At 55.2% G+C, this 10,750-nt stretch carries 11 protein-coding genes and 1 riboswitch; of the genes, 7 read left to right on the top strand and 4 right to left on the bottom strand.

Going from position 1 to position 10,750, the window contains the following annotated elements; translation table 11 throughout:
* The 3 genes from L692_RS0105855 to L692_RS0105865 form a co-directional block, all read right to left on the bottom strand.
* A partial coding sequence (locus L692_RS0105855; protein ID WP_025698047.1) for a heavy metal translocating P-type ATPase occupies nt 1-1,597 on the bottom strand: 1,597 nt, incomplete at its 3' end.
* A 125-nt stretch (nt 1,598-1,722) separates the two neighbouring features.
* Entirely contained in the window at nt 1,723-1,923 is a 201-nt protein-coding gene (locus L692_RS0105860) for a copper ion binding protein (RefSeq protein WP_025698049.1), read from the bottom strand.
* Between the two features lie 14 nt (nt 1,924-1,937).
* Nucleotides 1,938-2,288, bottom strand: coding sequence for a metal-sensitive transcriptional regulator (locus L692_RS0105865; protein WP_025698051.1), 351 nt, complete (start codon nt 2,286-2,288; stop codon nt 1,938-1,940).
* A 210-nt stretch (nt 2,289-2,498) separates the two neighbouring features.
* Between L692_RS0105865 and L692_RS0105870 the strand changes: the two genes are divergently transcribed.
* The 6 genes from L692_RS0105870 to L692_RS0105895 all read left to right on the top strand — a co-directional run bounded on the left by L692_RS0105870 (nt 2,499) and on the right by L692_RS0105895 (nt 8,965).
* Nucleotides 2,499-3,092, top strand: a complete 594-nt coding sequence (locus L692_RS0105870) for a DUF5317 domain-containing protein (protein ID WP_025698053.1) — start codon at nt 2,499-2,501, stop codon at nt 3,090-3,092.
* 320 nt (nt 3,093-3,412) lie between these two features.
* Nucleotides 3,413-5,251: a bifunctional diguanylate cyclase/phosphohydrolase gene (locus L692_RS0105880; protein WP_025698055.1), complete on the top strand. Its 1,839-nt coding sequence runs from the start codon at nt 3,413-3,415 to the stop codon at nt 5,249-5,251.
* Nucleotides 5,252-5,890: 639 nt separating this feature from the next.
* Nucleotides 5,891-7,411, top strand: a complete 1,521-nt coding sequence (locus tag L692_RS0105885) for an MDR family MFS transporter (RefSeq protein ID WP_025698057.1) — start codon at nt 5,891-5,893, stop codon at nt 7,409-7,411.
* Nucleotides 7,412-7,416: 5 nt separating this feature from the next.
* Entirely contained in the window at nt 7,417-7,548 is a 132-nt protein-coding gene (locus L692_RS33785; protein ID WP_269636715.1) for a hypothetical protein, read from the top strand.
* Nucleotides 7,529-8,506 carry an aldo/keto reductase gene (locus L692_RS0105890; RefSeq protein WP_025698058.1) on the top strand — a complete coding sequence of 326 codons (978 nt, stop codon included), beginning with the start codon at nt 7,529-7,531 and terminating at the stop codon, nt 8,504-8,506. The genes L692_RS33785 and L692_RS0105890 overlap by 20 nt, the downstream gene beginning before the upstream one ends.
* Nucleotides 8,507-8,620: 114 nt before the next feature.
* Nucleotides 8,621-8,965, top strand: coding sequence for a helix-turn-helix domain-containing protein (locus L692_RS0105895; RefSeq protein ID WP_025698059.1), 345 nt, complete (start codon nt 8,621-8,623; stop codon nt 8,963-8,965).
* An 89-nt stretch (nt 8,966-9,054) separates the two neighbouring features.
* On the opposite strand, the gene sinI is transcribed toward L692_RS0105895, so the two are convergent.
* Nucleotides 9,055-9,207: a DNA-binding anti-repressor SinI gene (gene sinI, locus L692_RS33410; protein WP_084463095.1), complete on the bottom strand. Its 153-nt coding sequence runs from the start codon at nt 9,205-9,207 to the stop codon at nt 9,055-9,057.
* Nucleotides 9,208-9,233: 26 nt separating this feature from the next.
* A riboswitch (cyclic di-GMP riboswitch) is annotated at nt 9,234-9,323 on the bottom strand.
* 489 nt (nt 9,324-9,812) lie between these two features.
* Here sinI and L692_RS0105905 point away from each other — a divergent pair.
* The coding region (locus L692_RS0105905; RefSeq protein ID WP_025698061.1) for a thiamine pyrophosphate-dependent enzyme at nt 9,813-10,750 on the top strand (938 nt) is incomplete at its 3' end.

Here is a 10,750-nt window from a genome sequence, read left to right on the forward strand (position 1 = left end):
CCAGCGCACCCCGAAAGTCCGGAGATACGAGGACATCCGTAAGCACCGGCTTGCCGCTCGTCACGGTGCCCGTCTTGTCGAGCACGACGAGCTGAATGCCCTGCGCGGCTTCCAGATGCTCGCCGCCCTTGAACAGAATGCCAAGCTCCGCCGCTCTTCCCGAGCCGGCCATAATCGAGGTCGGCGTCGCCAGGCCCAGCGCGCAGGGGCAGGCGATAACCAGTACGGCAATCCCTTTCTCCAGAGCTTCCGCGAACTGTCCCGGAGCGGCCCAGAGATACCAGATGAGGAACGTCAGCGCCGCAATCGCCACCACGATCGGCACGAAGATGCCGGAAATAACGTCCGCCACCCGCTGAATCGGCGCCTTGGAGCCTTGCGCTTCCTCGACTACGCGGATAATCTGGGCCAGCGCCGTGTCGCGGCCCACCTTGCGGGCCTTGATCCTCAGCACGCCGTTCTTGTTCACCGTCGCTCCGATCACGGGGTCGCCCGGCTTCTTCTCCACCGGAATGCTCTCGCCGGTCAGCATGGATTCGTCCACCGAGGACAAGCCGTCGACGACTTCGCCGTCAACGGGAATCTTCGTACCCGGCTTCACCAGTACGATGTCCCCGATCACAACCTCCTCCACGGGGACGCTCGTTTCCGTTCCTTCACGGACGACCAGCGCCGTCTTGGCCTGCAGGCCCATCAGGCTGCGGATGGCGTCAGAGGAGCGGCCCTTGGCAAGCGCCTCGAACCATTTGCCGACCAAAATGAGCGTAATCAGCACGGCTCCCGTCTCATAATACATTTCGACGGTATGATTCATGCCGCGCATACTCAGGGAATCAAGCGTAAGATACAAGCTGTAGAAGTAAGCGGCCGACGTGCCCAGCGCCACCAGAACATCCATGTTGGCGCTGCCGTTACGAAGCGCCTTGTAGGCGCCGACATAGAACTGCCAGCCGATAATGAACTGTACCGGGGTAGCCAGAACAAGCTGGAACCACGGATTCATGAACAGCCCCGGTACGGGAAGCCAGGAAGTGAAGGAGAAATGCCCGGCCATCGCCCACAGAAGGGGCAGCGACAGCAGCGCCGAGATCATCCACTTCAGGCGCTTGCGGCTGATTTCAAGCTCCCGCCGGCCGGCGGTCTCCTTCCGATCCTCCTTCAGTGAGGCTTTATAGCCGATCGAGTCGACCTTGGCGATAATCTCCCCGGTGGTAATCATCCCCGGCGTATATTCCACATGCGCCGTTTCCAGCGCAAGGTTAACGTTGACTTCGGCGATACCCGGCAGCTTGCGAAGCACCTTCTCAATCCGGGCCGAACAGGCGGCGCAGGTCATGCCCGTAATATCAAAATCCGCCGCTTCCTTCACCGTATCGTATCCGAGCGACCGGATCTTCTCCTCAATCTTCGGCACGCTGACAACCTTGGGATCGAAGCCGACCGCCGCCTGCTCCAGCGCAAGATTGACGTTCGCCCGGGATACGCCTTCCATCCGGGCCAGCCCTTTCTCGATGCGCGCCGCGCAAGCGGAGCAGGTCATACCCGTGATCTGCAAGGTCGCCTGCTGCTCTACCGGTATCTCTGCTGCTTTTTCCATGCGATCAACTCCTTCCAGGTACCCATAGGGGGTATATGAATTAAAAAAAGAGAAGGCGCGGAACGCCTTCCCGGGACTGCTTTCCCTGCCGCTCCATGCCTTGGCGTGTGCCCCATCCATGCCTGTTAAACTACGTCATAGCCCTGTTCTTCGATCGCTTCCTTGATGGCTCCGACACTCAGCTTGCTGTCGTCATAATCAACCGCTACCGTCTTGGAGGCCAGATCGACTTTGGCGGACGCTCCAAGGCTGCCAACCGCTTTCTCCACCGAGCTTACGCAATGTCCGCAGGACATTCCTTCCACATTCAATACAACATTCGCCATGATTAATCCTCTCCTTATTTCATTAATCTGCCGACCGTAATCAGCAGTTCGTCAATAACCTCATGCTCTCCGGCTTCAATTCTTTCAATAATACAGCTCTTCATATGGCCCTCAAGCAGCAGCTTCCCGACGCTGCCAAGCGCCGACTGGACCGCCGCAAGCTGGGTCAGGACATCGTCACAGTAGGTGTCGCGCTCAATCATGCCTTTAATGCCCCGGATCTGCCCTTCGATTCGGTTAAGCCGGGTAGTCAGCCCGTTCTTGAATTCCCGCGTATGATGACTTGTGCGTTCTCCGGAAGAATGGCAATCACTGCCGCAGCACTGCGGGGCAACACCTTCGTCATGCTTCTCATGCGCCGCCATGCATCACCCTCCTCACCATCACTTTATTATACCCCATGGGGGTATGTCAAGCGACATCAATCCATTCGCCCGCTTTTTTAAATTTTCGACACAATTCCCGGGGAATTTCGCAAAAATTGTTCTGGTCAGAAGGATTTCCATGTTCTAGGCCGAATATCCCCCTATATCAGATTCCTGTCTCATTAATACATAATTATAGGAGCATTCAACGTGGTCTACGACGGTATTGTGCTCGGATTAACAGTAGGGCTGCTCCGGGGCGGATTTCGCTACGGACTGACCCGTTTCGGCAGCCTGCGCATCAGAGGCGGCTTATGGTTTCCCCTGCTGTTGCTTCTCCAGTTTGTCGTGTTTGAACTGAATGACCGGTCGTCTGCCTTTGCTTCGTTCAGCGGCATCTTCTTTGCCGCCGTGTACGTGGCAGGGCTTTACATCCTGTGGTTGAACCGAAGAACTCCGGGCTTCCTGTTTATTTTGGGCGGAGTCTTTCTGAACTTTCTCGTCATGGCCGTCAATGGCGGCAAGATGCCTGTGTCGCTGGAGGCGGCAAAGGTTCTGGACCCTTATTACGTACATATTCTGCAGACGGGAGCCGTCGTTACGAAGCACTTCCTGATGGACTCCGCAACCAGACTGCCGTTCCTCGGGGACATTATCCCGCTGTCCAGGCCTTATCCGCGCACCCAGGTCATCAGCGTTGGCGATATTGTGATGAATGTCGGGATTTTCCTCTACCTTCAGCACATCCTTGTTCCGGACAGAAAGCGGATTCGAGCGCAGGAGATGGAAGCCGGGCAGTCTTGACGTCCGATGATCGAAAGGAGTGAAAGACCTGTGAAAAAGAGATGGGACGGCATGCTGTATTCCCGCATCATTATCAACGCGGTGATCGTCGCTTCCGTGGTTATGGCGTTGACCTCCGGATTCAGACTCATCGGCGGCGGCCGTTAATTGAACGAAACCAGGAGCAGGCTGATGTTCAGCCTGCTTTTTTGGTATGCCGAGAACAGGCCGTGACCTGCGAGTCCGCTCCCGTATTTTGCGCCTTGGCATCTATGAAATTTTCGGCAAATCCCTTAAAATAAATGGGTCAACGATGATACTTGCGATGAGGAGGGTAACTTTTGCCAAATTGGAAAACAGCCATCGCCAAGCTGCACCTGAGTCACCTTTATGTGCTCGCCATTTGTCTGACGGGACTCGGGCTGTTCACGATGTATAATCGGGGCGCTTTCATCCACTACACCACTCCAACCTGGGTATGGGTATATGCGCTATCCGGAGCAGCTGTGGTATTGACAGTGTTTACATTCCAGCTTCCTCCGCAGGGCAACGGGTTATCCCTCGACTCCTCCGTCTATCTGGCCTGCATATTTGTGTTCGGCCCCGCATTCAGCCTGACCGTCCTGCTGGTCTCGTCAGCGATGATCTTTCTGATTGAACGCAAGACCATCTGGTGGAAGCATCTCATCAACTTTGCCATATACTCGGTCATTATCGCCTCGGCGTCCTTCACCTATGCCGCGCTGGGCGGTGTTCGGGGACCGCTTCTGGACGGGCATTTGTCGGCGTACGCCGGGGGCATGGCGGTATACTTCATTTTGAATACGATGCTGATCGCTTTCTACTACTATGTCTTCTATAATGAGAATTTGTACGAGACGCTGAAAGGAATGCTGAAGGATACAATCATCGCCTACCTCAGCACGCTGGTGCTGGCGCTTGTGCTTGTCATCCTGCTCTATCATAATCATATTTTCGGGCTGGCCCTGTTTCTCTGTCTCAGCGTGCTGCTGTCCTACGCCTTCAAACGGATGTTCGCCATGTACCGGGACATTGAGGAACGCGCGAACCGGGACCTGCGGACGGGCCTGTTCAACCACAGCTATTTCGAGCTGACGCTGGAAGAGGAAATGCGCAAATCCAGAAGCACCGGCTCCTCGTTGTCGCTGGCTATGATCGATATCGACGATTTCAAGAAATATAACGACCACTTCGGCCATCTCAAGGGGGACGGGCTGATTGTTTTTTTGGCGGAATTGCTGAAAAAAGAATGCGGCAGCGAGGAAATGGTCGTCTCCCGCTATGGCGGGGAAGAATTTACGCTCCTGATGCCCTCCTACGACACCGACCAGGCCAAGCGCTTTCTCGACCGCCTGCGCAAGACGCTGAACAACTCCCATTTCGAAGGGGCCGAGATTTTCCCTCAAGGCTGCCTGTCCTTCTCTTCGGGAATCGCAGGCTACCGCACCGATATTCATGACAAGTCGGAGCTGGTGGACCAGGCCGACCAGGCCCTGTATTACGCCAAGAAGCAGGGCAAGAACATGGTTCATGTCTACGGCCACCAATCGCTGCTTGAGCAGGATATCGATTTCAGCCAGGATGTGCGGGATATCGAGCAGCAGCTTAACCTGTTCATGTACAAGGACATGGAGACCTTCAAGCATTCCAAGCGGGTATTCCGGTACGCCGTGGACATCAGCGAGGTGCTCTCGCTGGACAGCCTGTCGAAACGGCAGTTCACGCTGGGCGCGCTGATCCATGACATCGGCAAGCTCGAAATTCCCTGGGGCATTCTGAACAAGAAGGAAAAGCTCACGCCCGAGGAGTGGGAAATGGTGAAATGGCATGTCACCTGGGGCAAGCAGATGGCGCTGATGGGCGACAAATTCAAGGATTTGGCCCCCTATATCGAGCTGCACCACGAAAGATACGACGGCAAAGGCTATCCGCATGGTTTCAAGGGCGAGGAAATTCCGAGACTGTGCCGGATGCTGACCATTATCGATTCCTTTGACGCCATGACGACGGAACGGCCCTACCAGCCGACCAAATCGGTGGAAGAGGCGATTGTCGAGCTTCGGGCGTGCGCGGGCAGCCAATTCGATCCGGAGCTTACGGAGCTTTTTATCAGCTACATCGAGTCCAGACAGCCGCGCACCACGGAAGCTGCCGTGTAGGCCTCTGGCTCTCCGGGCGCAGGGCGGCGCAGAAACTGAATAAATGGAACGGCAGAACCCCACCTCTAAACCAACAGCGAAGGTGGGGGTTAGACACGTCCGCTTAACAAACATATGTTCTTGTGTTATGCTAGATTCATCAAACTTGCGATGGAGGCGCTCTCGATCAAATCGTCGCCTTTGCCCAGAAGCACCGCGCAAAGGTCATCGTCATGGAGTATTTAGGGAAGATGCGTCTGCCTAAAGGAACGTGGGGAGCCAGGCGGCTTCGAGCAAGCTCCAGTTTTGGGCCAAACGGCGCATCCAAACGAAAGTGACCGAAATGGCTCATTTCCTGGAGATGCGGGTTTCCAGGGTCAACCCTGCGAATACGAGCGCGCCTACCGTTTGATGGCAGTGGATTTGTCCACCGCAACACGAAGCGTGATGTTGCTGTATTCGCAACAGGCAAAACGAACGTATTGGACGTTGGCTTCCCTCATTCGGGTGCAACAGGCATTGAGTCTTCAAACATGAAGCTCGCAGCGAATGCAACCCTGTATCGATGCCAACCGAAGCCCCCACTTCAAGCGTAAGCTAAGTGGGGGAGGGTTCACTATAATTAAGCTTCACCAATTTACAGAAAAGGAGTTTCCAATAATGCATTCCAAAGAAAGCAACCTGAAGCTGGTCGTTGCCGGTCTGCTCCTGGGCGTCCTGATGGCCGCCATGGACAATACGATCGTAGCGGCGGCTCTGGGAACGATTGTCTCCGATCTCGGAGGGATGGACAAGCTGGTATGGGTCACCTCGGCGTATATGGTTATGGTAATGGCCGGCACTCCCATCTTCGGCAAGCTGTCCGATATGTACGGACGCAAGCGATTCTTCATGCTCGGCCTGCTGCTGTTCCTCATCGGCTCAGTCCTCTGCGGCACCGCGGGCAGCATTACCCAGCTCAGTATTTACCGCGCTATTCAAGGTGTGGGCGGCGGCGCACTGATGCCGATTGCGTTCACGATTATATTTGACATCTTTCCGCCTGAGAAGCGCGGCAAGATGACGGGACTGTTCGGCGCGGTCTTCGGCATCTCCAGCGTGCTCGGTCCGCTGCTCGGGGCGTACATCACCGATTATGTCGGCTGGCGCTGGATTTTCTACATCAATCTCCCTCTCGGGGTGATCGCCTTTGTCATGATCGCCCTGGCCTATAAGGAATCGGTAACTCACTCCAAGCAGCGGATCGACTGGGTCGGCGCCTTCACGCTGGTTGGCGCGATCATCTGCCTGATGTTCGCTCTGGAGCTGGGCGGACAGGAATATGCCTGGGGCTCCTCCGCCATTCTTGGCCTGTTCGCGGGCTTCGCTATGCTTCTGATCGCCTTCCTGCTCATTGAACGGAGCGCGGCTGAACCCATCATCACCTTCAGCATGTTCCGGAATCGCCTGTTCGCGACAAGCGCCCTGGCCGCGCTGTTCTACGGCTCCGCCTTCATTGTGGCGACCGTCTACATCCCGATCTTCGTTCAGGGTGTATTCGGCGGCTCCGCCACGAATTCCGGTCTGATTCTGATGCCGATGATGGTCGGATCGGTGGCCGGCGCCCAGCTTGGCGGCCAGCTTACAGCCCGGGCCAGCTTCCGGAATATCATGCTGCTGTCGACCGTCTTCTTCGTCGCCGGCGTCGCGCTGCTCGGGACCTTGTCGCCGGATACCACCCGCCTGCAGATCAACCTCTTTATGGCTGTGACCGGCTTTGGCGTCGGCTTCTCCTTCTCGGTGCTCAACATGTCCTCCGTCCATCACTTCGATGTCCGCCAGCGCGGTTCAGCCACGTCAACCTGTACCTTTATGCGTTCGCTCGGCATGACGCTTGGCATTACGATCTTCGGCATCATCCAGCGCAACCTGTTCACGGACAAGCTGAGCGCCGCGTTCGGCGGCAGCGCCCAGTCCTCCGCGTTCGGCGACCCGCGCGCCGCGCTGACCCCGGAAGCAAGAGCGCAGATTCCGGCTCCCGTGCTTGAGAAAATTTCGGCCGCGCTGTCTTCCTCCATTGCGCATACATTCCTGTGGGCGCTTATTCCGGCGGTGCTCGGACTCGCGGCTGTGCTGTTCATGCCGAAGGACCGCTTGTTCATCCGCAGTAAAGCTCCGCAGCCGGCGGCAAGCAAGGAGTAGGACGCATGTCGATGAAGCTGGCCATACTCGGACTTCGCCGATCTAAACTATCCTGCCGGCTTCCAAAGCTGTACAATAGCTGTGAAGCCATCTATCACTATGACGGAGGGATTGCATTTGAGAACGTTGCCACTTAACAAACGCGGAATTCCCGCAAGCCGGATTGTCCTGGGCTGTATGGGCCTTGGCGGAGGCTGGGACCGTGAGGCGATTACCGGAGAACAGATCAAGGAAGGACATGAAGCTGTCGAAGCGGCGCTTTCCATCGGCGTCAATATGTTCGATCACGCCGATATCTATACCCGCGGCAAAGCGGAAAAAGTATTCGGCACCGTCCTTAAAGAACGGCCGGAGCTGCGCGAGAGCATTATTCTTCAATCGAAGTGCGGCATCAAGCTGGCGGAACCGGGGGAAAGCTCCAATGTGTTCGATTTCTCCAAGAGCCATATCCTGAGCAGCGTGGACGGCATTCTGTCGCGTCTCGGCGCCGAATATCTCGATATTCTGCTGCTCCACCGGCCCGATCCGCTGATGGACCCCGAAGAAGTCGGCGAAGCGCTTCATCTTCTCAAGCAATCCGGCAAGGTGCGGCATTTCGGCGTCTCCAATATGAGCGAGAGCCAAATCAGGCTGCTTCAGGCATACAGCGACGAGCCATTGATCGTCAATCAGCTGGAAATGAGCCTGGAGAAAATCTATTGGCTCGATTCAGTCGTAAGCGTCAATCAGCAGGCCTGGAGAGAGCAGGGCATGCCCGAAGGAACGATCGAGCACTGCAGACTTGAGAATATTCAGCTTCAAGCCTGGGGACCGCTTGCCCAAGGCAAATACAGCGGACGCCCGCTGGGGGGCGAGGAACCGGAGACGGTCCGCAGCACCGCCCGCCTTGTCCAAACGCTGGCGGCCGAGAAAGGAGTCACCCCGGAGGCTGTCGTCCTCTCCTGGCTGATGACGCATCCGGCGGCGATTCAGCCCGTCATCGGGACGGTCAATCCGAAGCGCATCACGGCCTGCGAAGGCGCCGACAAGCTGGAGCTTACCCGCAAGGAATGGTATGACCTGTATGTCAGCTCCCGGGGTGTCCGTCTGCCCTGACTGTTCACCGACAGCTTCCGATTCATTAGAATTTCTGGAAAATGCCTGCTTTGCCTTGTATGCGGACCTTTGCTATACTAGTACCAAAAAACAAGGAGGGGGGCGTAACTCATCGTGCCAGACAATATAGGACAACACATTCAGCATCTTCGTCTGGAGAAGGGATTATCTTTATCCGAGCTGGCAGGCAAGGCTGATGTGGCCAAATCATACTTAAGCAATGTTGAACGCAACATTCAATCCAACCCCTCTATCCAATTCATTGAAAAAATTGCCGAGGCTCTGGACGTCTCCGTTCACATTCTTCTCTATGGAGAGATTTCCGATACGCAGGAGGAAGCGCTCGATTCCGAATGGTTCAAGCTGGTACAGGAGGCGATGGCCTCGGGCGTCAGCAAGCGCGAGTTCAAGGAGTTTCTGGATTACCAGAAGTGGCGGCTTGAACAGAAGGATAACTAACTTAAGCATAGGCTCTCAAACATATAGAGGACATGACGCCGCGCCGCCATGTCCACTTCCCCTGTCAATTGATGATGCTAGACCCTTTGCTACATTGCTTTAAGTGTCCTGTCATTGAAGAACCGACGAATTTCATCCACATGGAGTCCAAGCTTCTTCGCTTTCAATAGCAAATACACCCATTCCATATCAAGATCTAACGTCTGCAGCTCTCCGATTTTCCCCTGGTTGGACTTGTCCAAAAAATCTCCTCCTAAGATTTTTGTCCCCAGGCAGTCCGGCCGTCTTAGTATATAAAAATCACCTTAGACCCGAGACTTTGTGCCCCTGCCTTTCAGCAAGTTTACCTTTTACTGGACCCTTGCATTCAAGGATCTGAATCTTCTTCTTCATTAATGGACTTGCAAGAATATTATACCTGAAGCTAGCCCTAAAGTGTGTCGAATTCTGGAAAAAAATTAAATGTGCGCGGAGAAAAAACAGAGTGAAGCGTAGATGAACGAACCTCCAACACTAGCAATAACATGAACATATGTATGATCTTAGTAGTATACAAGAACTATAAAGAACAAATACCCGTTTTTCAAGCCGTCTAATCAACTATTTTTGAAGTGCATGATTCCATTATATAGCTGCTTGGTCCTGTTTATGAATGATTCCTTTTTTCGAACGGATTAGACGAAAGCTTGAATTGATTACATATGTTGAAAGGAGCACAATAGGATGAGGTATTAACTTTATAATGATGTATATTTATTATAGAATGTAAACGTAACCATCGCAGCTCCAAAAGCGGGCCTCCTGTGCGCCCCCCGTCTTTGGAGTTTAACCGTTAGGAGGATGTTTCATGCCAGCCAATGAGCCCTACAACGAATCCGTCTGGAGCAAGTATTACGGTCCCAATCTGGGCTACATTCAGGAAAAGTACGAACATTTCGCCGAAGATCCTTCTTCGGTGGAAGCCCACTACCGCGAACTGTTCACCGTCTACGGTCCTCCTCCGCTAACATCCGAGGCCGCCAGAACTCCCGGACCGTCCCTGTCCGCAGATACCGACTGGCTCCGCAAAGCGGTCAGAGCCTCCAAGCTGATCGCCAGCATCCGCATTTTCGGTCATTTAGCGGCCGACATCGATCCGCTGGAACAGGGCCACACCTCCATGGCCAAATGGCTGGACCCCGAGACTTATGAGCTTACGCGCGAGGATTTGCTTGCCCTGCCGGCTTCGCTCATCTGGGAGAACGCCCCGCAGGATGTGCTGACAGGCTGGGACGCTTACCACCGGATGCGCCAAGCCTATACCAAGACGATCGCCTACGAGTTCGGCCATGTCCACGACGAGCGGGAGCTTCGCTGGCTGAACAGCCAGGCCGAATCGGCGACCTCGCCCGCCCCGCTGACGCCTGCGGAACGCAAAGGGCTGCTCGGCCGGCTTATTCAGGTGGAGCAGTTCGAGACGTTCCTGCACAAGACGTTCGTCGGCCAGAAGCGGTTCAGTCTGGAAGGCAATGACGCGCTTGTTCCCATGCTGGACGAAATTGTCCGCGCGGCCGCGCACGATGGCGCGGAGCACATCCTGATGGGCATGGCCCACCGGGGACGTTTGAATGTGCTCGCGCATATTTTGGGCAAACCGTACGATATTATTTTCTCCGAGTTCCATCATTCACCGAACAAGGAGCTGTTCCCATCCGAAGGCTCCATGGGCATCAACTACGGCTGGACCGGTGATGTAAAATACCATCTGGGCGCCGACCGCGCCTTCCATGAAGGCGAGACGGTGCG

The organism is Paenibacillus forsythiae T98 (genome assembly GCF_000520735.1).
In the GTDB taxonomy this organism is placed as follows: Bacteria; Bacillota; Bacilli; order Paenibacillales; family Paenibacillaceae; genus Paenibacillus_AQ; species Paenibacillus_AQ forsythiae.

Bases quoted from the DNA above. Each gene is read 5' to 3' on its own strand.
- L692_RS0105860 (WP_025698049.1), bottom strand. From the start codon at position 1,923: ATGGCGAATGTTGTATTGAATGTGGAAGGAATGTCCTGCGGACATTGC.
- L692_RS0105865 (WP_025698051.1), bottom strand. From the start codon at position 2,288: ATGGCGGCGCATGAGAAGCATGACGAAGGTGTTGCCCCGCAGTGCTGC.
- L692_RS0105885 (WP_025698057.1), top strand. From the start codon at position 5,891: ATGCATTCCAAAGAAAGCAACCTGAAGCTGGTCGTTGCCGGTCTGCTC.
- L692_RS33785 (WP_269636715.1), top strand. From the start codon at position 7,417: ATGTCGATGAAGCTGGCCATACTCGGACTTCGCCGATCTAAACTATCC.